Genomic DNA, 22,508 nt, shown 5'->3' on the forward strand with positions numbered 1-22,508 from the left:
CGTAGCGGCTCTGCGTCGTCAGGTCCATGCCAATGAAGGGCTCAATGTCCCGGAGGGACAAGGCGGTTGTTCTCGCGCACGGCTGCGGATCCGCTCATCTCGCCCGCGCGGCAAGCCTTTTCGCCTCCCGGGCGGCCTTCTTCGCCTCCCGCTCGGCGCGGTCCAGGGCACCGGCGGCCGCACGTGCCTGCTGCTCCGCCGCACGCTGCTCGTGCTCGGCCCGCTCCAGCTCCGCACGCGCCGCGCCGAGTTGCTCCTCGAGGTCGGCCACTCGCCGCTCGGCCTCACCGCACCGCTCCCGCGCCTGCTCCGCGGCCGTCTCGGCCGCCTCCCGCTCGCCCCGCCGCTCCCGTACGCGCTCCTCGGCGGCCTCGGCCGCCGCACGGGCCTGTTCCTGGCGCTGTCTGCGCCGCTCGGCCAGCTCGTCCTTCTTCGGTGCCGGGGGAGTGGTTGTCTTCGACGGGGCGGGCGGGCGCCGCTCCGAGCGCTTCGAGGCGGCCGCGCCCGTGCCGCCCCCGGCGACGGCGAACTCGGCGGGCGGGGTGAGCGCGCTCTCCAGCCGGCCCTCGGCCCAGCGGTCCGCGGCCTCCGGGTCGGCCAGTACGGCACGCAGCGTCTCCTCCACGTCCCGCTGTACGGAGTCCGACAGCGGGTGCCCTGCGTCCCGGGCCAGCTGCGCCGCCTGCCGGGACAGCTCGGCGACGATACGCCGCCGCTGCGCCGACAACTCCTTCAGCCCAGCGGGGTCCAGGGTGGTGAAGGCCTCGCGCAGGGCCCGCCCGAGCTCCAGGAACTGCTCCGCCTCCTCGGGCCGGGAGCGGCGCAGCAGGTTCGCCGCCCAGGCGGCGAGGGTGGGCCGGCGCGCCGCCCGGATGCGCCGGGCGTCGTCGGCCCGTCCGGCCGATCTGGCCTCGGCGGCCCGCTCCTCCCGCCGGGGCACGAAGCCGGACGGAGGCAGCGCGTAGAGCTCGTCGAGCACTGCCTCGACGTCGTCCTCCGCCTCGCCCTTCGCGCCCTGCCGCTCGCCTTTGCGCCGCATGATCCCCAGACTCCACCGGGCGGGGCGCAGCCGCACGCCGGGCGGGGGAGCAGGCATGCCACGCCGACGCACGCGAAGGGCCATGAGACACGGACGCACGCGAAGGGCCATGAGACGCGGACGCACGCGACGGGGCATGACCTGCGGACATCCGCGACGGGCGTGGGCCCGGGAGCGGCACCGGCGTCCGCCCTGCAACCGCTCTCCCGCCACCTCGGCCTCATCGGGCTCCGCTCCCTCCCGGCCCGACATGAGGCCCCGGAGGGCCATCGGCCAGGGCCCCCGCCTACGACCGCGACCACGGCAGGCACTCGCCCGGCTCGATCCTGCTGCTGCACCTGCTCCGGGCGGCCGCCGCGGACGGGGTCCGCATGGTCGACCTGGGCAGCGGACCGGCCCGCTACAAGGACACGCTCAAGACCCGTGAGCTGTGCGTGTACGAGGGCGCGGTGATCCGCCCGGGGCCGGCCGGTGCCGTCTGCCGGCTGGGACGGGAACCGGCGCGGGCGGCCGGCCGTGCGGTGCGCAACCACCCCCGGCTCGCCCGCCTGGCCCGGCGGACGCTGGAGCAGGCCGGCCGGCTGCGAACGGGCTGATCACTTCGGAGCAGGCGGGCGGGCGGCCCGTACGCCCAGCCCAGTACGCGGGGTTACTCCCGCCGCCGGACGCCGGCTGCGCGCCCGCCCGGCACGGTGGTGGACATGAAGCCACTGACCGAACCGAAGCAGTCCCCGCCGGCGCGGACGCCCGCCAGGCCGGGGCTCGGCCGCCGGGCGCGCCGGACCTTCCTCGTGGTGCACGTCGTCGCCGCGGCGGGCTGGCTCGGGCTCACGCTCGGCCTGCTCGCCCTCGGCATCACCGCGGCCACCACCCGCGGCCCGGCCATGACCGAGGCGGCGCTGAGGGCGATGAAGCTGTTCGCCGACTGGCTGCTGCTGCCGCTGGCCCTGCTGACCCTGATCAGCGGTCTGGTGCTGGCGCTCGGCACGTCATGGGGCCTGGCCCGGCACCGCTGGGTCTACACCAAGTTCTGGCTGACGCTGGGCACCACCACCGCGACGGCCTTCGCGCTGCGGCCGGGGGTGAACACCGCGGTGGCGGCGGTCGCCGCCGGGCAACCGCTGCCGGACGCCGGTGACGTCCTGTTCGGGCCGGTCGTCTCGCTGTCCGCGTATGTGTTCATGACGGTGATCTCCGTCCTGAAGCCCTGGGGGCTGACCCGCCGCGGCCGCCGCCTGCGCGCCGCCGCGGCCCGCCGGCCGAGGCAGGCATCCCCGGCCGCGGCGTCCTGAGCACGTGGCGTCCGGAATGCTCAGCGCTCCGGCCAGGGCGCATCCCCGCCCTGGCCGGCGATCATACTCCCCGCGGAGTACGGGAGTTGATCACAGCGTCCGCTGCAGGCGCTCCGCCGCCAGCTTCACGAAGCGGCCCGGGTCCTTGGGCCGGCCGCCCTCGGCCACCACGGCCAGGGCGTGCAGCAGCTCGGTGGTCTCGGCCAGCTCCGCCTTGTCCTCGCGCTCCTTGTAGGCGCGGTTGAGGCCCTTCACCAGCTCGTGGTCCGGGTTGAGTTCCAGGATGCGCTTGGTGTGCGGCACCTCCTGGCCCATGGCCCGGTACATGCTCTCCAGCGCCGGGGTGAGGTCGTTGGCGTCGGCGACCAGGCAGGCCGGGGACACCGTCAGACGCGACGACAGCCGCACCTCCTTGATGTCCTCGTCCAGCTGCTCCCGCATCCAGCCGAGCAGGCCCTCGTACTCCTCGGCCCGCTTCTCCCGCTCGCTGTCCTTCTTCTCGTCGTCCTCGGACCCGAGGTCGATCTCGCCCTTGGCGATGGAGCGCAGCCGCTTGCCCTCGAACTCGCCCACCGCGTCGACCCAGACCTCGTCCACCGGGTCGGTGAGCAGCAGCACCTCGATGCCGCGCTCGCGGAACGCCTCCATGTGCGGGGAGTTGTCGATGGTCTGCCGGGACTCGCCGGTGACGTAGTAGATGTCCTTCTGGTCGTCCGGCATCCGCTCCACGTACTGCTTGAGGGTGACCGTCTCGTCCCCGGACTTCGTGGTGGCGAACGAGCAGACGGCGAGCAGCGCGTCGCGGTTGTCCGGGTCGACGACCAGGCCCTCCTTGAGGACCGCGCCGAACTCCCGCCAGAACGTGGCGTACTTCTCGGCGTCCTTCGCCATCATGCTCTTGACCGAGGAGAGCACCTTCTTGGTCAGCCGGCGCTGCATCATCCGGATGTGCCGGTCCTGCTGCAGGATCTCGCGGGAGACGTTCAGCGAGAGGTCCTGGGCGTCCACCACGCCCTTGACGAAGCGCAGATACGGCGGCAGCAGCTCCTCGCAGTCGTCCATGATGAAGACGCGCTTCACATACAGCTGGACGCCGCGCTTGAAGTTCTGCGTGAACAGGTCGTGCGGGGCGTGCGAGGGGAGGAACAGCAGCGCCTGGTACTCGAAGGTGCCCTCGGCCTGCAGCTGGATGATCTCCAGCGGGTCGCGCCAGTCGTGGCTGATGTGCTTGTAGAGCTCGTGGTACTCCTCGTCGGACACCTCGTCGCGCGAGCGCGCCCACAGCGCCTTCATCGAGTTGAGCGTCTCGGGCTCCGCGTCCTTGTCACCGTCGCGCTTCTCGCCCACGAGCCGGATCGGCCAGGTGATGAAGTCGGAGTAGCGCTTGACGATCTCCTTCAGCTTCCACACCGAGGTGTAGTCGTGCAGCTGGTTGTCCGGGTCGGCCGGCTTGAGGTGCAGGATGACCGAGGTGCCCTGCGGGACGTCGTCGACCTTCTCCAGGGTGTACGTGCCCTCGCCGCGCGACTGCCAGCGGGTGCCCTGCTGCTCACCGGCCCGCCGGGTCACCAGCGTGACCTCGTCCGCCACCATGAAGGCGGAGTAGAAGCCGACACCGAACTGGCCGATCAGCCCCTCGGCGTTCGCCGAGTCCTTCGCCTCCTTCAGCTCCCGCAGGAACTCGGCGGTGCCCGAGTTGGCGATCGTGCCGATGAGCTCGCCGACCTCGTCGTAGGACATGCCGATGCCGTTGTCCCGCACGGTGAGGGTGCGGGCGTCCTTGTCGACCTCGAGCTCGATGTGCAGGTCGGAGACATCGGCGTCGAGCGAGTCGTCCCGCAGCTTGGCCAGCCGCAGCTTGTCGAGCGCGTCCGAGGCGTTGGAGATGAGCTCGCGGAGGAAGACGTCCTTGTTCGAGTAGACCGAGTGGATCATCAGCTGGAGCAGCTGACGGGCCTCTACCTGGAACTCAAACGTTTCGGTCGGCATGGTGCGCGCTTACCTCACAGGTCCATGGGGTGAAGTACGTCCTTTGACATAGGTATGAAACCATACCTATTGTGCCGGAGTGACCGACTCGACCAGTGCCCCGGGCCGGGAGCTCGACCGCACGGCCTCCGGCCTCGCTGCGTGCCTGCCCGCGCTGTCCCGGGCCCTGGACCGGCAGCTCGCCGCCGGTCACCCGCATCCCCGGCCGCCGGAGGGCCAGCTCGCCCTGCTGCGGTTCGTGGAGGGGTGCGAGGGCGCCACCGTGCGGGAGGCGGCCGAGGCGCTGCTGATGAAGCCCAGCAATGTCAGCGCGCTGGTCTCCCGGATGACCGAGTCGGGGCTGCTGGAGCGCCGGCAGGACCGCTCCGACCGGCGCGTCGCCCATCTGTATCCGACCGCCGCGGCCCGCCGCCGGCTGGCCGAGGTACGCGACTGGGAGACCGCCCGGATCAGGCAGGCCCTGATGTCCCTCAGCGACGGCGAGGTAGGTGCCCTCCGGTCCGCCGTGGGGCCGCTCACCGCCCTCACCCGCCAGCTGGACTCCTCGGCCCGCTGACCCCGGGGCACGGCGCCGGTGATCATGGCTGGAACAATCATGCCCTTGGCGGGGTTGACCCCGTTGAACGGTCGCCGACACGCACGCGGGGAGAGGACGAGATGACGAGGACCGAGGAGAAGGCGCTGCTGGCGGGCGGCTGCTTCTGGGGCATGCAGGAGCTGATCCGCTCGTTCCCGGGCGTGATCTCCACACGAGTGGGATACAGCGGCGGTGACGTCCCCAACGCCACCTACCGCAACCACGGCACCCACGCGGAGTCGATCGAGATCACCTACGATCCGTCCGTCACCGACTACCGCACGATTCTGGAGTACTTCTTCCAGATCCACGACCCGACCACGAAGAACCGGCAGGGCAACGACATCGGCCTGAGCTACCGCTCGGCGATCTTCTACTACAACGACGAGCAGAAGCGCATCGCCGAGGAGACCATCGCCGACGTCAACGCCTCGGGGCTGTGGCCCGGCGAGGTCGTGACCGAGGTGTCGCCCGCGGGCCCCTTCTGGGAGGCCGAGCCCGAGCACCAGGACTACCTCCAGCGCTACCCGGACGGCTACACCTGCCACTTCGTGCGGCCCGACTGGAAGCTGCCCAAGCGCAACCGGTCCTGACCGCACACCGCAGCCGCCGGCAACGGCCGACGCCCCGCGCCCGTACCGGACGCGGGGCGTTCTCGTGCTGTGGCGCGGCCGCAGGTCAGGCGAACTGGCCGACCCGGTAGTCGCCCGCCGGCTGCCGGTTGATCACATTCAGCCGGTTGTAGGTGTTGATGATCGCGATCAGCGACATCAGGGCGACGAGCTGGTCCTCGTCGTAGTGCTTGGCCGCGTTCTCCCACGCCTCGTCGGTCACGCCCCCGGAGGCGTCCGCCAGCCGGGTGCCCTGCTCGGTCAGCTCCAGGGCGGCACGCTCGGCCTCGGTGAAGACCGTGGCCTCCCGCCAGGCGGCGACCATGTTGAGGCGCAGGGCGCTCTCCCCGGCCGCGGCGGCCTCCTTGGTGTGCATGTCGAGGCAGAAGCCGCAGCCGTTGATCTGGCTGGCACGGATCTTCACCAGCTCCTGGGTGGCGGCCGGCAGTGTCGAGTCCGAGACCGCCTTGCCCGCGGAGTTGATGTGCCGCAGTACCTTCGCGCCGAGGGCGTTGGCGTAGAGATCGACTCGGGCATCCATGATGATCTCCTTGGTCAGCTGGTCGGTTACGCCCTACTGACGGGGCGGCGCCGGACGGTGTGACCGGCGGCGAATGTGATGTGCGTCTCACCCTTGGCGGGGTGGGCGGCCGGATACGGGGGACAATGTGTGGCCGGGAGCAGGGACGGGGAGCGGAGCGCCGGTGGGTGAGCGTCAGGAACGCGACTGGACGGACATGACACCGGGCGACTTCGACCGCGACGCGCCGCTGTGCCTGAACGTCGGCAGCGGCCCCGTCGTCGTCCCGGCCGAGCCCGACGAGTACGGCACCCCGGCCCTGTTCGGGCAGCAGCGCCCGGAGCGCCCCTCGCGCCCCCGCCGCCCCCAGGGTCCTTCCGCACCGGCCGTCCAGGAGCAGTTGTTCTGAGCGGGGTCGCCGGCGAGCACCCGGGGCGGGCGTCGCTTGACCTCAAGTGCGCTTGAGTTTCTACGTTCGAACCCGTCCGGCCCGAGAGGGCAGCCATCGAGGGGATCGCAGCCATGCAGTACTCGCACAGCGACGCGGAACTGATCAAGCAGCCGATCGGCTACTGGAGCTGGGCCGCCTACAAGGCGGTCGTCACCCGCACCCGCTCCGCCCTCGCCGGACTGGGCCTCACCCAGCCCCAGTGGTGGATCCTCGCGCAGACCGCCCGCACCGGCGGACGCACCCGTGACGAGCTGCTCGACCTGCTGTCCGGCTACCTGGACGCCGGTCGCGAGGGCATCGCCGCGGAGATCGACGCCTGCGTCGCCCGCGCTCTGCTCGACGAGGACGCCGAGGGGCGGCTGACCCGGACGGACGAGGGGCGGGCCCTGTACGAGAAGGCCGCCGCCCTGCAGGACGAGCTCTGGGCGGAGCGCCACGCGGGCATCTCCGACGAGGAGTACCTGACCACCATGAAGGTGCTCCAGCGGTTCATCCGCAACACGGGCGGCCGGGCCTGGCACCACTGACGGGACGCGGGGCGGCGGGTTCACCCCATCGCGGCACGCCCGGTGCGAGGGGTCCGGGGGCGTGAGAACTTGACGGCATCGTGCCCCCTTTCTGGGTACTCAGCCGTGGCCACTGCCCCCCAGCGGACCGTAGGAGTGTCATCCCATGAGCGAGGCCAACCCCTTGAAGCGGGCTGTCCGGAAGATCGCCGATGCCCTTCCGGGGGACGCCGCCCCCTCCGACGGCATCCCCGGCCGGCCCGCCCCCGAGGAGCCGTCCCTCGAGGAGCCGGTCGAGCCCTGCGGACCGCTGCCGCCCAAGCCCGACCAGACCGGCCCCGCCACCATGTCGCCGACCGGCCAGGCCACGGGGGCCGACCAGGCCGACGTCGCCCAGGCGGGCAGCTACCTGACCACCGCGCAGGGCGCCCGCCTGTACGACACCGACCACTCGCTCAAGGCCGGCCCGCGGGGCCCCGTCCTGCTCCAGGACCACCATCTGCGCGAGAAGGTCATGCACTTCGACCACGAGCGCATCCCGGAGCGCGTGGTCCACGCCCGGGGCGCCGCGGCGCACGGCGTCTTCAAGAGCTACGGCACCGCCGCCTCCGTCACCAAGGCGGCCTTCCTCGCCAAGGACGTCGAGACGCCGGTGTTCGTGCGCTTCTCCACCGTGCTGGGGTCGCGCGGCTCCGCCGACACCGTGCGCGACACCCGCGGCTTCGCCACCAAGTTCTACACCGAGCAGGGCGTCTTCGACCTGGTGGGCAACAACATCCCGGTCTTCTTCATCCAGGACGCCATCAAGTTCCCCGACGTCATCCACGCCGGCAAGCCGCACCCCGACTGGGAGATCCCGCAGGCCCAGAGCGCCCACGACACCTTCTGGGACTTCGTCTCCCTGCACACCGAGGCCACCCACCACACCCTGTGGAACATGTCCGACCGGGGCATCCCGCGCTCCTACCGGATGATGGAGGGCTTCGGCGTCCACACCTTCCGCCTGGTCGCCGCCGACGGCTCCACCCCGATCTGGGACAGCGCCGGGCTGGGCTCGACGTCGGCGAGCGGCACGGCCGGCTTGGGGGCGGGACCTGGCCGGTGGACGGCCGGGTCATCGGCATCGTCGCCGGACCTGACAGCGACCTCGGCGCGGTCCACGCGGTGCGTGACGCGGTGCTGGAGGCCGAGATGGTGCCCCTGGTCGTCGGCCCCACCGGCGGCATGCTCGGCTCCGGCAGCAACGCGCTGATGGCCCAGCGCAGTTACGTCACCGCACGGTCCGTCGAGTTCGACGCCGTACTGCTGGCCGGTCCGCCCGCCGTCGGCGACGACGCCTACGGAGCACGGGACGCCAAGGGAGTGCCGTCCGCCGCACTGCGCCCGGCGGGCGACCCGCGGGTCGCGCTGCTGCTGTCGGAGGCGTTCCGGCACGGCAAGGCGATCGGCGCCTGGGCGGGGGGCGAGGCAGCCCTCGCCGGGGCCGGTGTCCCCGCCGACGCACCCGGCGTGGTCGTCGCCGGCTCCGGCCCGGCCGCCCTGGAGCAGGTGCGCGAACTCCTCGCCGGCCACCGCGTCTGGGAGCGCTTCGACAGCCGGGTCTGATCCGCGCGGCCCGCGGACCGACCGCACCTGACGAACGGGGAGGGGCCCGGCCGAACGGCCGGGCCCCTTCGGTGTTCCGTGGCTGAGACCGCGTCAGCCGAAGGCTTTGACGGCCTGGTAGTACGTCCATGCCGTGCTGTCGCAGGCGGTCCTGGTCCCGCCGCTGTAGTTGGCGCAGACCCGTTTGAGATCTTCGTAGAAGGCGCTGTCGAGCCGTGCCTTGTTGGCGCTGAACGTGCCGGCGGCCTTGTAGTTGCGGTAGCCGAAGTCGTGGCGGGCGCAGGACATCTGGAAGGGGAAGCCGAACGGATTGTCCGGCGAGGACGAGCAGTAGTCGGTGCTCCAGTCGAACTGGTAGGCGGCCCAGGCGGACTGGTTGGCCCGGGCGGCGGCCCACTGGTTGTAGCTGGACGCGCTCGTCTGGGTCCAGCTCGCCAGCACGGCCGGTTTGTCGGCGGGTACGGCGTCGGCGGTTCCGGCCGTGGCGATGACGGCGGCGAAGGCCAGGGCCGGGGCGGTGAGTGCGGTGGCAAGTCTTCGGTGCATCCCACACCTCCATGAGACTGCGGTCCGCCCACCGGACCGCAGGTTCATGACAATGAATGCCCGGACTATTCATGCTTTCAACCACATGTGGGCCAATGAGCTGTCAACTCACCGGCAGGAGAGGAAAATTCACCGTGGCGGGCCAAGCCGGCGAACCGATATGCTCACCGCGATGACGACTCACTCCGCTGACAGATTGGGGGTCCCGTCCGCCCAAGGTGAGTGCTGATGGCCACTCACACCGCGAACGAGGAACCCCGCACCGAGGAATCCCGCATCCTCCTCTGGCGGCGCGTGGGCAGGTACGCCGTGCCGGCCTCCATGATCGAGACCGCGACCGCACGCCGCCGCGCCGGCGACTGGGCGGGCGCCTGCTCCGCCGCCCACATCGACCACGAGATCGACCTGCGCTCCCGCCGTCGCCGGCTCCGGCGCGGGCGAGGACTACAGCTACGGCCGGCCGTACCGGCGTTCGGCGGGCGTGCCCGGTGCGGTGCTGCCGAGCCTGCGCCGCACCCCGCCACGGGTCGCCGTCGTGATCGACACGTCCGGGTCGGTCAGCGACCGTGAACTGGGCAGTGCGCTGCTGGAGGTCGCCGCCATCTCCCGGGCCGTCGGCGGACGCCGCGACATGGTGTCCGTGGTGCCCTGCGACGCCGCGGCCCACGACCTGCAAGGGCCCGTGGGCCGGCACGGCCCAGCTGAAGCCGGCCGGAGTCTGGGTCCGCGACCGCATCCGGACCCCGGACCAGTTCCCCGCCGTCTGACCGTCTCCCGACCGCCGTCTGACGGTCACCCCGGCGTTCGCCCGTCCGGGGGGCATCCGCTCCCGGACGGGCGGACGCACCGCCGGCGGAAACTCAGTCACCGGCCTCCGGAAGCGGCCGGAACTCCACGTCCACCACGCCGTCCACGTCCCGGCACAGCTTCTCCAGCTCCTGGACCGACGCCCCGGTGGAGAGCCGCCCGGTGAGCACCACATGACCGTGCGACACGTCCACATGCACCGCCGACGGAGCCTCACCGAGCTTCCTGACCAGCACCTCCTCCACGATCTCGGTGCGGATGGCCTGGTCCTTGCGCACGAACACCCGCAGCAGATCGCCCCGGCTCACCACACCGATCAGCCGGCCCTCCCCGTCGACCACCAGCAGCCGCTTGATGCCCCGCTCCGCCATCACCCGGGCGGCCTGCACCACCTCCCAGTCCTCAAAGGCGCACACCGGCGGCGAGGTCATCAGGCCTCCCGCATCGGTGGCCCAGGCCTTGGCGAGGCGCCGCTCCGCCTCCGGCGTGCCGTCGCCGCCGTCCTGCGACCACCCCCACATCTTGTGCAGCAGATCCGCCTCCGACACCACGCCCAGCGGACGGTCCTCGGCGTCCACCACGGGAACGGCCGTGATGTCGTACTCCAGCAGCAGGTACGCGATCTCCTTGAACGGCATCCCGGGCGGAATGCGGACGACCGCGTCGCTCATCACGTCGCGCACCTTCTGGTGGCTCATCGGGATGCTGTCCTTCCGTGGTCCGGGCAGTGCTCCTCACCCCCATCATCGTCGGACGTGCGCCGCGCCTCCGCACGGCCGGCCGTGTGACGGTCGTGTCACACGCGGCGCCCCGCACCGTGCACGGCCGGTAACGCCCGCCGTCGGGGCCGTCCGCACTGGCCCGCGCCCGTTCGGGCCGGTGGCGGCGCGCCGGGCCGGGTCAACGGAAGATCACCCACCGGTCTCGGCGACCTCGCACCGTGGCCGCTTCGAGACGCAGCTGTGACGCTCCGTAGCGCACGTTTCGGTGGGCTCCGCCGTCACAGTCACAGAAGTCGGCCAACGCACCCAGGGGGCACCGAAGATGAAGTGGCACCGGACACGACGGCTCGGCGGGGCGCTGATCGCGCTCACGGCGGCGAGCGGTCTGCTGCTCACCGGATGCAGCGGCAGCAGCGACGGCGGCGGCAAGAGCGCCACCGACAGCCGCTACGACGGCTCGCGCGGCGACGGCTCGGCGCCGCTGCCCGCACCCGAAGGGCCCAGGAACGGCGCGAGCGAGGGCGAGCAGGACTCCCGCGACATCGCGCCCGAGCCCGACTACCTGTCCACGTTCGCGCTCGACGTCGACACCGCCTCCTACGGCTACGCCCGCCGCACCCTCGCCGACGGCCGGCTGCCCGACCCGTCCACGGTCCGGCCCGAGGAGTTCGTCAACAGCTTCCGCCAGGACTACCAACGCCCCGACGGCGACGGCTTCACCGTCACCGTCGACGGGGCCCGCACCGAGGAGAAGGACTGGTCCCTGCTCCGCGTGGGCCTCGCCACCCGGGCCGCCGAGGACTCCGCCCGCCGCGCGCCCGCCGCCCTCACGTTCGTCATCGACATCTCCGGTTCGATGGCCGAACCGGGCCGCCTGGACCTGGCCAAGAAGTCCCTCGGCGTGATGACCGACCGGTTGCGCGACGACGACTCCGTGGCCGTCGTCACCTTCAGCGACGAGGCCGAGACGGTCCTGCCGATGACCCGCCTCGGCGGCAACCGGGGCAGGATCCACGACGCCGTCGACAGCCTGTCACCCACCGACTCCACCAACCTCGCGGCCGGGGTCGAGACCGGCTACGAGACCGCCGTCGAGGGACTGCGCCGGGGCGCCACCAACCGGGTCGTCCTGGTCTCCGACGCGCTCGCCAACACCGGTGACACCGACGCCGACGCGATCCTGGAACGCATCGCGGAGCACCGCCGCGAACACGGCATCACCCTCTTCGGAGTCGGCGTCGGCAGCGACTACGGCGACGCCCTGATGGAACGCCTCGCCGACCGGGGCGACGGCCACACGGTGTACGTCTCCGACGAGGAGGAGGGCCGCAAGGTCTTCTGCGACGAGCTGCCCCGCAACATCGACCTGACCGCCCGTGACGCCAAGGCGCAGGTGGCCTTCGACCCGGAGACGGTCGCCGAGTTCGCCCTGGTCGGCTACGACAACCGCCGGGTCGCCGACGACGACTTCCGCGACGACCGGGTGGACGGCGGCGAGGTCGGTCCCGGACACACCGTCACCGCCCTGTACGCGGTGCGCACCCGGCCCGGGACCGACGGCCACCTCGCCACCGCCACCGTGCGCTGGCTCGACCCGGACACCCGCAGCCCGCACGAGGAGTCCGGCGACCTGGAGACCGGCGCCCTCGAGGAGTCGGTGTGGTCCGCCGGCCGGGGCCTCGCCGTCACCGCCACCGCCGCCTACTTCGCCGACGCCCTGCGCTCCGCCGGCCACCGCGGCAGCGGCCTGCCCGGCGCCCCCGGCCTCGGCGAACTCGCGGAGCGGGCCGACGACTTGGCGGCTCGCACCGAGGACGAGGAGGTACGGGGACTCGCCCGGGCGATCCGCACCGCCGACCGCCTGGACTGAGCCGACGGCGCCCCGGCCGTCCCGACCGGCGCCCGGAGCGTGGGGCGCCGGTCAGGAGTACAGCGCCTCGATCTCCTTGGCGTACGCCTCCTGCACCGCCTTCCGCTTCACCTTCAGCGAGGGCGTCAGCAGGCCGTTCTCCTCGCTGAACTCGCCCTCCACCAGCTGGAAGGCGCGGATCGACTCGGCCCGGGAGACGGCCTCGTTGGCGTAGTCCACGGCCTTCTGCACATCGGCGAGCATGCGCGGGTCCCGCACCACCTCGGACATCGGCGTGTCGGCGGGCATCTTCCGCACCGCGAGCCAGTGCGCGACCGTCTCCGGGTCGAGGGTGATCAGCGCGGCGACGAACGGGCGGTTGTCGCCGACGACCAGGCACTGCCCGATCGGCGGCCGGCTGCGCAGCCGGTCCTCCAGCACGGCCGGGGAGACGTTCTTGCCGCCGGTGGTGACCAGGATGTCCTTCTTGCGGCCGGTGATGGTGAGGAAGCCGTCCTCGTCGAGGGAGCCCAGGTCGCCGGTGGCGAACCAGCCGTCGTCGAGGACCTCCTCGGTGGCGTCCGGGTTGTTCCAGTAGGAACCGAAGACGATCCCGCCCTTGATCAGCACCTCGCCGTCGTCGGCGATCCGGACCGCCGTGCCCGGCACCGGGAGACCCACCGTGCCGGGGCGGGGGCTCAGCGGCGGCACGATGGTCGCCGCGGCCGTGGTCTCGGTCAGGCCGTAGCCCTCGTAGACCATGATCCCGGCCGCGTAGAAGAACAAGTTGAGGTCGCGTTCCAGCGGGGAGCCGCCGCTGATTGCGTAGCGCAGCCGGCCGCCCAGCTCCTTGCGGACCCGGCGGTAGACCAGCAGGTCGTACAGCGCCCAGGCGGCGTAGAGGCCGGGGCCCGGTCCCTTGCCCCGGCCCAGGAACTTGTCCAGATGGGCCTCGCCGAAGCGGACCGCGATGCGGTGGGCCCGCTCGAAGGAAGCCCCCCGGCCGATCTTCTCGGCGGTGGCGCGGCCGGTGTCGTGGATCTTCTCGAAGAGATACGGGACGCCGACCAGGAAGGTGGGCCGGAACGCCTTGAGGGCGGGCCGCAGGTCGTCGGGCTTGATGCTCGGGCAGTGGCCGATCTCGATGCGGCCCATCAGACAGGCGATCTGCAGGGTGCGCCCGAGGATGTGGGCGAGCGGCAGGAACAACAGGGTGGAGGCGACCTGGTCGGTGACCTCCTTGAAGACGGGGTGCAGCAGTTCGACGGTGTTGGCCGCCTCCGCGTGCAGATTGCCGTGGGTGAGGACGCAGCCCTTGGGGCGGCCGGTGGTGCCGGAGGTGTAGCAGATGGTCGCCGTGGTCTCGGGGGTCAGTGCCGCGCGGCGCTTGGTCACCTCCTCGTCGGGCACATCCCGGCCGAGGGCGGTCAGCTCGGCGAGGGCGCCCGAGTCCAGCTCCCAGATGCGCGGGGGAGAGGAGTGCGAGGCGGTGCCGACGGTGACCGTGGCGGTGTTCTCCCCGGTCTCCGTGACCACGTACCGCGCGCCGGAGTCCCGGACGATCCACTCCACCTGGGCCGCCGAGGAGGTGGCGTACACGGGGACCGACTGGCCGCCTGCCGACCAGATCGCGAAGTCCAGCACCGTCCACTCGTAGCGGGTGCGGGACATCACCGCGACCCGGTCGCCCGGCTGGAGTCCGGCGGCGATCAGCCCCTTGGCCACCTCGGTGACCTCGCGGGCGAACGCCGCCGCCGTCACCGGCTGCCAGGCGCCGTCCCGCTCCCGGCGCAGCACCACTTCGTCCGGGGCCTCGGACGCGTTGGTGAACGGGATGTCGGCGGTGCTGCCGGTGGCCGGCCGCGGGACGAGCGGCTGCGCACGCACCTCGCGGACGACGCCTCGCTCGTCCCGCACGGTCTCGACCCTGGTACGGGCGGCCAGGTCGGTGTGTCGTTTCGCCCGCTTCAGATCCTTGCGTACGCCCATGGCGGCTCCCGGTCGCGCTGATGCTGATGGTGCTCTGATGGTGCTTGCGGTCCCTCTTCCTTACTCCAGAGTCAACTTACTCATGCGTAAGAATGCGTCAATGGGCAGGACCGGCAGAAACGACGATGAGCGCCACCGGGGCGCTCATCGTTCTGGCGTTGCTCCCGCGCTCAGCGCACCGGCTGCGCGGAGCGGGCCGGAGCCCGGTTGGGAGGCCTGACCGCATACGCCTCCGAGGAGAGATACGCGGTCACCCGGGGCGGGCTGCCCTGCTGGTGCGCCAGGGCCAAGTAGGCGATCAGACCCACCCCTTCGTGCAGGTGGCGCGAGGTGAGGGCCCCCAAAGCCTCGGCGAGGACTGGAGCCTCGATGCCGAAGTCGCCCAGCACCTTCGTCGCCCGCCGCAGGGCCTCCCCGTCGTGCTCGGCATAGTCACGGACGGGGACGTGCAGCGTGAACCCGCTCGGCCGGGCGGCGCCGGTCTCGGTGAAGGAGTGGCAGGTCAGCCCCGGGCGCCGGGTCAGCAACGGCACGTCGGGGCCCGCCACCGCCCGGAAGAAACCCTCGACCGACGCGGGATCGGGACCGCCGGGCATCCGCGACAGACGTCCGGCCTCGGCTGCCGACAGAGCGTCGTGCCGCAGATAGACCTTCACCCGGGGCGCGTCCCAATCGCCGAGGTCCAGGGCGAGGAACGGGTAGCCGCCGGCCTCCGGCAGGGCGTCGAAGGCCTGGTCGTGACCGAGACGCCTCAGCGCCTCCCGCACCGTCGAGGCGGAACGTTCCTCCCCGTTGGCGGCCGGGTTCAGGTACACCTTCAGGCCCGGCACCCCGCCCGGACGCAGCTCCAGGGCGTACCAGAGGGCGAGGGCGCCCTGCGGCCGCGCGGGCAGGAACAGATCCACGAGCGCGTCCAGCGAGTCGGTGGCGAAGCCCCACCGCTCGGACATCGCCCGCACCGCCGCCAGCCCGGTATGCCCGTTGCGGGCGAGGCTCCCCGCCCCGCACCCCGGTTCCACCAGCACCCGCACGGCCGGGGCCGACCCAGGCCGGAAGGAGAGCGAGAACTCCACCGGCGTGTGGTCGTCGGACAGGAAGCTGCGTGACGGCGGCGGCAGATCCAGCGACCGCCCGGCGACCGCCCCCAGCGACCCGGCCACCACCTCCGCATACCCGTCCGCATCGCCCTCGGACAGCCCCACCACCGCACACAGCCTGCGCAACTGCCCGCCGGCAAAGGCGCCCAGGGTGGCCGTGCCCCCGCTCGCAAGACCCCCGGCCGGCCCCCCGGTCACCGGCTGCTCCCGCGCCGCACAGGAAAATACCCGCCTCGAGAGGCGGGTATCGAAGGTCTCGGCAGTTGTCCGGCATCCATGGATATGTGGTCCACGGCACCTCCTTTGCAGGGAAGCAACTCGTTGTGCCGAATTGCTCACTACCCCTGCTGTTCAGCCATCATGCAAATCAGGCACGTTGGACCCGTGTTGCGCCTGTCACCCCATGAGCCGCTTCCGTCCACCCGGCCCGGTCCACGGAAGCCGTGGACCGGGCAACCCGGCGGCGGGAACGGGGTGCTGCCGTGAGCGTCCACGCCCCCCGGTCAACTGCCGGTCTGGTACTAGGGAGATGAAGGGCGCGGTGCCGGATGGGTGGTCTGCTGGGCGCGGTTGAGGAGGTAGCGGACCAGGGTGGTCAGGGCGGCGGCCGAGGACTTCTCGTCGCGGGCGTCGCAGGTGACGACCGGGGTGTCGTCGAGCAGGTCCAGCGCCTCCCGCAGGGCCCGTTCGTCCCGCAGCGGTGTGCCGTCGAAGTGGTTGACGGCGATGGCGTAGTCGAGGCCGTAGCTCTCGATGAGGTCGATCACCGGGAAGGAGTCGGCCAGGCGCTCTGGGTCGACCAGCACCAGCGCGCCGAGGGCGCCGCGGGCCATGTCCTCCCACATCTGCACGAACCGCTGCTGACCGGGCGTGCCGAACAGGTAGAGCACGACCCGGTCGCTGATGGTCAGCCGGCCGAAGTCCATGGCGACCGTGGTGGTCGTCTTGCCGTGGATCCCCTTGAGGTCGTCCACCGACTCGGCGGCCTGCGTCATCGTCTCCTCGGTGGACAGCGGCTCGATCTCGGAGATCGAGCCGATGAACGTGGTCTTGCCCACCGCGAAGTGCCCGACGACAAGGATCTTCACCGCGGTCTGCGTCGCCCCGCTGCGGACATAGGCCCGCTCACCCAAACTTGGCGCGGAGACCATTGAGCACCTCCTCCAGGATCTCCCGGTCCGCGAGCTGGGCGGGCGCCACCGGCGGACGGGTGATCAGATAGCCGCCCTCGACGAGCGAGGCCAGCAGGATCCGCACGACTCCCAGCGGCAGCCTGGTGTGGCCGGCGATCTCGGCGACCGAGAGATAGCCGGCGGAGCAGATGTCGAGCAGCATCTGCTCCTCGGGGGACAGCCGCAGCGGCCGCTGCGCGTGGTCGGGGGACGCCGTCACCAGGGTGATCAGCGACAACTGCTCCTCGTCGGGCAGTTCGCGTCCCTTGGTGATGACGTACGCCCGTACTAAGGCGGTGTCCTCCGGGTCCCAGCCGTCGTGGCCCGTCATGAGCGGGCGCCGAGGTTCTCGCGCGGCGGCGTCGTCAGCTCCTTGCCGAGCCGGGACACCAGCTGCTGCATGCGGAAGGTGATGTCGGCCATGTCGACGTCCGCGGTGGCGGACACACCCAGGTAGGCGCCCTCCCCGGCGGAGATCACGAACACCCAGCCGCCGTCGAACTCGACCAGCGTCTGACGCCACCGCTGGCTCGGGTCCTCACAGAAGAAGCCGAGCGTGCGGCTGAGCGACTGCACCCCGCTCATCGCCGCGGCGACCCGGTCCGCGTCGTCCCTGTCGAAGTCCTTCGTCCGGGCCATCAGCAGACCGTCGGCGGATATCAGGACGGCGTGCAGGGCCCCCGGAATCTCCAGAGCGCTGTCGAGCATCCATGACAGATCGTTCACGAGACCTCATGTCCTTCGCTGCTTGCACCGGGTGTGCTGCTCGTCGGGTCCGTCTGGTCGGGCGCCGCTGCCCGGCCGGACCGCGTGCCCCGCTGGAAGGCGCCCATGATGCGCGCCTGTTCGGCGTCCGAGCGGCCCGGGCGGGGAGCCGGCTCGCCGCCGGTCGGCGGCACGATCGCCATCGGCCGCTTGCGGCGGCGCCGGGGCAGGCCGTCCGCGGTCGTCGCCGGGGCGAGCGCCGGCTCGGGCCCGCCGTCCGAACCCGCCCGAGCGGCCGGGCGGGCGGCGGCGGTGTGGACGGCGGCCGGAGCGGGAGCCTTCTTCTCCGGCATCGCGGTGAGCAGATCGTGGGGCAGCAGCACCACGGCCCGCACACCGCCGTAGGGGGAGGAGGAGTCCACCGACACCTCGAAACCGAACCGCTCGCACAGCACGCCGATCACCGCGAACCCGAACTGCGGCGGGTTGCCGAGGCCGGCCACGCCGGTGGCGCGCTCGCTGCTCAGCAGCTTCATCGCGCGGGCGCGCTCCTCCTCGCTCATGCCGACACCGGCGTCGTCGACGACGATGCAGATGCCCTTCGGCACGGTCCGGATGTTGATCTCGACGACGGTGTCCGGGCTGGAGTAGCTGGTGGCGTTGTCGAGCAGCTCGGCGAGGGCCAGGGCGACCGGCTCGACGGCACGGCTGGTGATGCCGAAGTCGACCTGGGAGAGGATCTCCACCCGGCGGAAGTGGCGGATCCGGCCCTGGGCGCTGCGCACCACGTCGAAGACGGAGGCGGTGTCGCGGCGGCCGCCCAGCCAGCCGTCGCACAGCACCGCGATGGACTGGGCGCGCCGGCCGAACTGCGAGTTGGTGTGGTCGATCTCCAGCAGGTCCTGGAGGATCGCCGAGTCGCCGTACTTGGTCTGCAGCCGGGAGAGCACCAACTGCTGCTCGGCGGCGAGGCCCTGAAGGGTCCGCATGGCGGACTTCAGAACCGTCTTGGTCTCCTCCTCGGCCTGCTCCTGCGCCGCCCGCACAGACTTCGTGTGGTCGTTCTCCAGCTGCGCGCAGCGCTCCTTGAGCGCTCGTACCTCCTGCCGCACGGTACGCGCCGCCCGGCGCTGGCGTTCGATCACGACGAGGGCGGCAGCGAGGGCGGCGACCAGAGCCCAGAACAGGGGGCTCGCTGCGAATGACGTCATAGGACTCTCTTCAGGCGACTGGCGGCCGGCGGTGCCGGCGAGGTGTCGGCGTCCATGGCAGGCGGTCCGCGCCCGCATCAAAAACGCGGTGATCGTATCACCGGCCGAACGCATGAACTGACGTCAAGACCCTTGCCAAATACCTGGGTTGCTCACATGGCGGGTAGATCGCCGGAGCGCCGGGGAGCGGGGTTGAGGCCGTGGCGTCGCCGGATCGTGGATGCCAACGGAAGGAAACGGTCTGTGACTTCCCTGTTTCCCGAGGTGAGAGGGGGTGCGGTTTCCCGAGTTGAGAGGGGGCGCGTCGCCGAGCCTGCTCGCTGTGGTCGCTCACGCCGATGGCGAGTCGCGCTTCGCGGGGGTCCGCCCGCTGTGGCGGCCGGCGCCCTCGCCGCCGTCGTGATCGCGATCTGGCCGTCGGCGCCCATCGCGCCGCCGGATCCGCCCGCGGCAGCGACGCCGATCCGGGCCCGCCTGGCTGCGCCGGCACGCGCGTTTTCCGAGTCGGCTCCGGAGCGGCCCGGCTACGCCCCCGGTCCACGAGGCGGCGCCAGCCGGCCCGGCGGCCGCGCCGATTCCCCCCGACGTCGTGATCACCCCCCTACGACGCCGGTTCGGAGCTCACCGAACCTGAGTCTGGGGTTGTCAAGTTTCCTCTCCGGAGCTATATAAGAAGGTGATCGAAGAGCATCGCATCGGTCGTCACAGTGAAGGGAGGAGTGGACTGTGATGCTCATGCGCACCGACCCGTTCCGCGAGATCGACCGACTCGCACAGCAGGTCTTCGGCTCGGCCGCCCGCTCGTCGGCGATGCCGATGGACGCGTACCGGGCGGGGGACGAGTTCGTCGTCCACTTCGATCTCCCCGGCCTCGACCCCGAGACGATCGAGCTGGATGTCGAGCGCAACGTCCTCAATGTGCGCGCCGAGCGACGCTCTGAGGCCCCCGAGGACGCCGACGTGATCGTCGCGGAACGGCCCACCGGCACCTTCAGCCGGCAGCTGTTCCTCGCCGACACCCTCGACACCGACCGCATCGAGGCCGCCTATGACGCCGGTGTCCTGACGCTGCGCATCCCGGTGGCCGAGGAGGCCAAGGCACGCCGCATCCAGATCACGGGCGGCGACAGCCGCAAGCAGATCAGCAGCTGACACCACTCACGCACGCGTCCCGCGGACCCCGGCCGCCCGCGGGACGCGCTCCCGTGCCCGCAGCGGCGCGGGGGAGCGACCGGAGGCCCCGAAGGAGGAGAGGAGCCCCATGACCACGGTGACGCCGCACGAGACCACGATGCCCAGCCGCAAGACGGTGATCCCGGCCCCGGCCCCGGACCGGGACCGCCAGGCCCCCGTCCCCCGCTCCGCGGAGGTCGGCTGGCAGGAACTGGTCGACGCGGTGCGGGAGTCCGGTCAGTACCGGACGCGGGCGGAGGCGGAGAGCGTCACCCGCATCGTCCTCTCCGCGCTCGGCGGTCATGTCGTCGGTGACGAACGTGTCGATCTGGCACGCGCGCTGCCGGAAGAGGCGGCACGGGTGATCGCCTCCCAGGTCCCGGCCACCCGCCCGCTCACCGCGGCGGAATTCGTGGAGTCGGTGGCCGCCCGGATCGAGGGCTCGACCCCGGCGACCGCGCGCTGGGACGTCAGCTCGGTCCTCAGCGTCCTGCCGTCCTTCGTGGGCGAGGACCTGATCACCCGCATCATCGGTCAACTGCCCCAGGGGTACGCCCTCCTGTTCGGCCGGGCCGAGCTCACCCCGGCGGAGTGACCGGGCCGCACACCGGTTCCTCCAGCCGGTGATCCGAACCCTTCCACCCGGGCCCCGCCCGGGCCGCGGAGCCGCCGCGGTCCGGGCGGGGCCCGGTCGCATGAGCCCGCCGAGCCCGCGGTCGCGGCGCGCAACCGCCCGCGCAGGCCGCACCGCCGCGCCGGATCCGGCCAGATCCTCCGGCCCGCCCGGCCCTCCGCCCTCGTCGGCCGGAGAGCCGGTCTCCCCGCTGGAGCAGGGAAGTCGGGATCACGCAGCCGCGATCGCGCACAACCGCCCGAACGGCTGAATTTCCGCCAGGTCCTCTGTCGGCCCCCGCCCGGAGCGGCAACGATGCCGCGGCATGGACATTCTGCTCGTCGCCAGCGCGTTCAACAGCCTCTCCCAGCGCGTGTACGCGGAACTCTCCGACCGCGGACACCGCGTGGACGTCGTGCTCGCCACGCACGGAGCCGGCGCGATACGCGCCGCGATACGCCGGGCACGGCCCGAACTGATCATCGCGCCCATGCTGAAGTCGGTGCTGCCCGACGACGTGTGGCAGCAGCACACCTGCCTGATCGTGCACCCCGGCCCGCCCGGCGACCGCGGGCCGTCCGCCCTCGACTGGGCCCTCGCCGAACGCGCCCCCCGCTGGGGAGTAACGGTTCTTCAGGCGGAGGCCGCGATGGACGCGGGCGCCATCTGGGCGTCGGCGGCGTTCGACGTACCGCCCGTCGGCAAGAGCGACCTCTACCGCGGAGAGGTCTCCGACGCCGCCGTCTCGGCCGTCCTGCTGGCGGTGCGGCACTACGCCGGCGGCGCGTTCAAACCGCAGCCGCAGTCCGACCCCGCGATCCGCGTGGTCTGGCGGGACGCCTTCCGCCAGGAGCGGCGGCGCATCGACTGGCACGCCGACAGCACCGACACGGTGCTGCACACCCTGCGGGCCGCCGACTCGCAGCCCGGCGTCCTCGACGAACTCCTCGGCCAACAGATGTTCCTGCACGGCGGCCACCCCGAGGACCGGTTGCGCGGACGCCCCGGCGAACTGCTCGCCACCCGGGACGGCGCGGTCTGCCGGGCCACCCGGGACGGCGCGGTGTGGATACCGGAGCTGCGCCTCCGCCGCGCCTCCGGCGACCCGGCACCCTTCCGGCGCCCCGCCGCCGACGTCCTCGCATCCCTTCCACAGGCCCCCTGCCTGCCCGAGGTGCCCGCCCCGCTCGAACTCCCGCCGGACCGGCGCACCTACACCGACATCCGCTACCGGCAGCGCGGCGACGTCGGCTTCCTGGACTTCTCGTTCCCCGGCGGCGCCATGAGCACCGGCCAGTGCCGCAGACTCCTGACCGCCTACCGGTACGCGCTCACCCGCCCCACCCCGGTCCTGGTGCTCGGCGGCCGGCGCGACTTCTTCTCCAACGGCATCCACCTCAACGTCATCGAGGCCGCCCCCGACCCCGCCGCGGAGGCCTGGGCCAACCTGAACGCCATCGACGATCTGGTGGAGGCGGTGCTGCGCACCACCGACCGGCTGGTCGTCGCCGCTCTCGGCGGCAACGCGGCGGCGGGCGGCGTGATGCTCGCCCTCGCCGCCGACGAGGTCTGGTGCCGCACCGGCACCGTCCTCAACCCGCACTACCGGCGCATGGGCCTGTACGGCTCCGAGTACTGGACCTACACCCTGCCGCGCCGCGTCGGGCCGGAGACCGCAGAACGCCTGACCGGTGAGGCGCTGCCGGTCAGCGCCGCCTCCGCCGCCGCCCTCGGCCTGGTCGACCGCCTCCTGCCGGTCGCACCCCAGGACTTCACCGGCGAGGTCGAGCGCGCGGCGGCCCGGCTCGCCGCCGAGTCCGGCCTGCCCCGGCGCATCGCCGCCAAGCGGGACCGGCGGGCCCGCGACGAGGCGACGCGCCCGCTGGCGGAGTACCGCGAGGCCGAGCTGGCCCGCATGCACGCCATCCTCTTCGACCCCGGCTCACCGCACCACGCCCTGCGCTCGGCCTTCGTGCGCAAGGCGCCCCCGGCCGGCGCCCGGCCGCTCGGCCCAGCACCGGACCCCTGCTGACC

20 protein-coding genes and 3 pseudogenes are annotated in these 22,508 nt (G+C 72.1%); 12 read left to right on the forward strand and 11 right to left on the reverse strand.

Annotated features, from left to right (window positions below):
• Nucleotides 1-94: 94 nt before the first annotated feature.
• Nucleotides 95-1,039, reverse strand: coding sequence for a hypothetical protein (locus ABD198_RS10725; RefSeq protein WP_343999767.1), 945 nt, complete (start codon nt 1,037-1,039; stop codon nt 95-97).
• A 293-nt stretch (nt 1,040-1,332) separates the two neighbouring features.
• On the opposite strand from ABD198_RS10725, the pseudogene ABD198_RS10730 reads away from it, so the two are divergent.
• Nucleotides 1,333-1,635 (forward strand): annotated as a pseudogene (locus ABD198_RS10730) (GNAT family N-acetyltransferase); the annotation flags it as partial.
• 105 nt (nt 1,636-1,740) lie between these two features.
• Nucleotides 1,741-2,331: a DUF2269 domain-containing protein gene (locus ABD198_RS10735; protein ID WP_343999769.1), complete on the forward strand. Its 591-nt coding sequence runs from the start codon at nt 1,741-1,743 to the stop codon at nt 2,329-2,331.
• A gap of 90 nt (nt 2,332-2,421) precedes the next feature.
• Here the strand turns inward: ABD198_RS10735 and htpG are convergent, their stop codons facing one another.
• Nucleotides 2,422-4,320, reverse strand: a complete 1,899-nt coding sequence (gene htpG / locus ABD198_RS10740) for a molecular chaperone HtpG (protein ID WP_343999771.1) — start codon at nt 4,318-4,320, stop codon at nt 2,422-2,424.
• Nucleotides 4,321-4,399: 79 nt separating this feature from the next.
• Between htpG and ABD198_RS10745 the strand changes: the two genes are divergently transcribed.
• Both ABD198_RS10745 and msrA read left to right on the forward strand, forming a co-directional pair.
• Nucleotides 4,400-4,876 (forward strand): MarR family winged helix-turn-helix transcriptional regulator, encoded by a 477-nt coding sequence (locus ABD198_RS10745; RefSeq protein WP_343999772.1) that lies wholly within the window; start codon nt 4,400-4,402, stop codon nt 4,874-4,876.
• A 101-nt stretch (nt 4,877-4,977) separates the two neighbouring features.
• Nucleotides 4,978-5,490 (forward strand): peptide-methionine (S)-S-oxide reductase MsrA, encoded by a 513-nt coding sequence (msrA, locus tag ABD198_RS10750; RefSeq protein ID WP_343999774.1) that lies wholly within the window; start codon nt 4,978-4,980, stop codon nt 5,488-5,490.
• Between the two features lie 85 nt (nt 5,491-5,575).
• Here msrA and ABD198_RS10755 read toward each other — a convergent pair whose 3' ends face one another.
• The gene (locus ABD198_RS10755) at nt 5,576-6,049 is read right to left on the reverse strand and encodes a carboxymuconolactone decarboxylase family protein (protein WP_343999776.1); all 474 of its coding nucleotides are present in this window, start codon (nt 6,047-6,049) and stop codon (nt 5,576-5,578) included.
• Between the two features lie 163 nt (nt 6,050-6,212).
• Here ABD198_RS10755 and ABD198_RS10760 point away from each other — a divergent pair, with 163 nt between their 5' ends.
• From ABD198_RS10760 to ABD198_RS10770, 3 genes and pseudogenes are all read left to right on the forward strand, one after another.
• Entirely contained in the window at nt 6,213-6,437 is a 225-nt protein-coding gene (locus tag ABD198_RS10760; RefSeq protein ID WP_343999778.1) for a hypothetical protein, read from the forward strand.
• 113 nt (nt 6,438-6,550) lie between these two features.
• Nucleotides 6,551-7,006, forward strand: a complete 456-nt coding sequence (locus ABD198_RS10765; RefSeq protein WP_343999780.1) for a MarR family winged helix-turn-helix transcriptional regulator — start codon at nt 6,551-6,553, stop codon at nt 7,004-7,006.
• Nucleotides 7,007-7,151: 145 nt separating this feature from the next.
• Nucleotides 7,152-8,590 (forward strand): annotated as a pseudogene (locus ABD198_RS10770) (catalase).
• Between the two features lie 93 nt (nt 8,591-8,683).
• Here the strand turns inward: ABD198_RS10770 and ABD198_RS10775 are convergent.
• The gene (locus ABD198_RS10775) at nt 8,684-9,136 is read right to left on the reverse strand and encodes a phospholipase (protein WP_343999782.1); all 453 of its coding nucleotides are present in this window, start codon (nt 9,134-9,136) and stop codon (nt 8,684-8,686) included.
• 421 nt (nt 9,137-9,557) lie between these two features.
• On the opposite strand from ABD198_RS10775, the pseudogene ABD198_RS10785 reads away from it, so the two are divergent.
• Nucleotides 9,558-9,797: pseudogene (locus ABD198_RS10785) on the forward strand (DUF2201 family putative metallopeptidase); the annotation flags it as partial.
• A gap of 199 nt (nt 9,798-9,996) precedes the next feature.
• Here the strand turns inward: ABD198_RS10785 and ABD198_RS10790 are convergent.
• Nucleotides 9,997-10,641 (reverse strand): CBS domain-containing protein, encoded by a 645-nt coding sequence (locus ABD198_RS10790; RefSeq protein ID WP_343999784.1) that lies wholly within the window; start codon nt 10,639-10,641, stop codon nt 9,997-9,999.
• A 346-nt stretch (nt 10,642-10,987) separates the two neighbouring features.
• Between ABD198_RS10790 and ABD198_RS10795 the strand changes: the two genes are divergently transcribed.
• Nucleotides 10,988-12,535, forward strand: a complete 1,548-nt coding sequence (locus tag ABD198_RS10795) for a VWA domain-containing protein (protein WP_343999786.1) — start codon at nt 10,988-10,990, stop codon at nt 12,533-12,535.
• A gap of 51 nt (nt 12,536-12,586) precedes the next feature.
• Here ABD198_RS10795 and ABD198_RS10800 read toward each other — a convergent pair whose 3' ends face one another.
• The 6 genes from ABD198_RS10800 to ABD198_RS10825 all read right to left on the reverse strand — a co-directional run bounded on the left by ABD198_RS10800 (nt 12,587) and on the right by ABD198_RS10825 (nt 18,688).
• Nucleotides 12,587-14,503 carry an AMP-dependent synthetase/ligase gene (locus ABD198_RS10800; protein ID WP_343999788.1) on the reverse strand — a complete coding sequence of 639 codons (1,917 nt, stop codon included), beginning with the start codon at nt 14,501-14,503 and terminating at the stop codon, nt 12,587-12,589.
• A 170-nt stretch (nt 14,504-14,673) separates the two neighbouring features.
• Nucleotides 14,674-15,708, reverse strand: a complete 1,035-nt coding sequence (locus ABD198_RS10805; RefSeq protein ID WP_343999790.1) for a tryptophan dimethylallyltransferase family protein — start codon at nt 15,706-15,708, stop codon at nt 14,674-14,676.
• A 413-nt stretch (nt 15,709-16,121) separates the two neighbouring features.
• Nucleotides 16,122-16,751 carry a GTP-binding protein gene (locus ABD198_RS10810; protein ID WP_343999792.1) on the reverse strand — a complete coding sequence of 210 codons (630 nt, stop codon included), beginning with the start codon at nt 16,749-16,751 and terminating at the stop codon, nt 16,122-16,124.
• A complete protein-coding gene (locus tag ABD198_RS10815; RefSeq protein WP_343999794.1) occupies nt 16,726-17,103 on the reverse strand; it encodes a DUF742 domain-containing protein in 378 nt (125 codons plus the stop codon). The genes ABD198_RS10810 and ABD198_RS10815 overlap by 26 nt, the downstream gene beginning before the upstream one ends.
• Nucleotides 17,100-17,480 carry a roadblock/LC7 domain-containing protein gene (locus ABD198_RS10820; RefSeq protein WP_343999884.1) on the reverse strand — a complete coding sequence of 127 codons (381 nt, stop codon included), beginning with the start codon at nt 17,478-17,480 and terminating at the stop codon, nt 17,100-17,102. Before ABD198_RS10820 ends, ABD198_RS10815 begins: the two co-directional genes overlap by 4 nt.
• Before the next feature lie 14 nt (nt 17,481-17,494).
• The gene (locus ABD198_RS10825; protein WP_343999796.1) at nt 17,495-18,688 is read right to left on the reverse strand and encodes an ATP-binding protein; all 1,194 of its coding nucleotides are present in this window, start codon (nt 18,686-18,688) and stop codon (nt 17,495-17,497) included.
• A 729-nt stretch (nt 18,689-19,417) separates the two neighbouring features.
• On the opposite strand from ABD198_RS10825, the gene ABD198_RS10830 reads away from it, so the two are divergent.
• The 3 genes from ABD198_RS10830 to ABD198_RS10840 all read left to right on the forward strand — a co-directional run bounded on the left by ABD198_RS10830 (nt 19,418) and on the right by ABD198_RS10840 (nt 22,506).
• On the forward strand, nt 19,418-19,840 hold the full coding sequence (locus ABD198_RS10830; RefSeq protein ID WP_343999798.1) for an Hsp20/alpha crystallin family protein: 423 nt from the start codon (nt 19,418-19,420) through the stop codon (nt 19,838-19,840).
• Nucleotides 19,841-19,949: 109 nt separating this feature from the next.
• Nucleotides 19,950-20,456, forward strand: coding sequence for a DUF2267 domain-containing protein (locus tag ABD198_RS10835; protein ID WP_343999800.1), 507 nt, complete (start codon nt 19,950-19,952; stop codon nt 20,454-20,456).
• 343 nt (nt 20,457-20,799) lie between these two features.
• Nucleotides 20,800-22,506 (forward strand): enoyl-CoA hydratase-related protein, encoded by a 1,707-nt coding sequence (locus tag ABD198_RS10840; protein ID WP_343999802.1) that lies wholly within the window; start codon nt 20,800-20,802, stop codon nt 22,504-22,506.
• Nucleotides 22,507-22,508 lie beyond the last annotated feature (2 nt).

Origin of the sequence: Streptomyces thermocarboxydovorans (genome assembly GCF_039524635.1) — a bacterium.
In the GTDB taxonomy this organism is placed as follows: Bacteria; Actinomycetota; Actinomycetes; order Streptomycetales; family Streptomycetaceae; genus Streptomyces; species Streptomyces thermocarboxydovorans.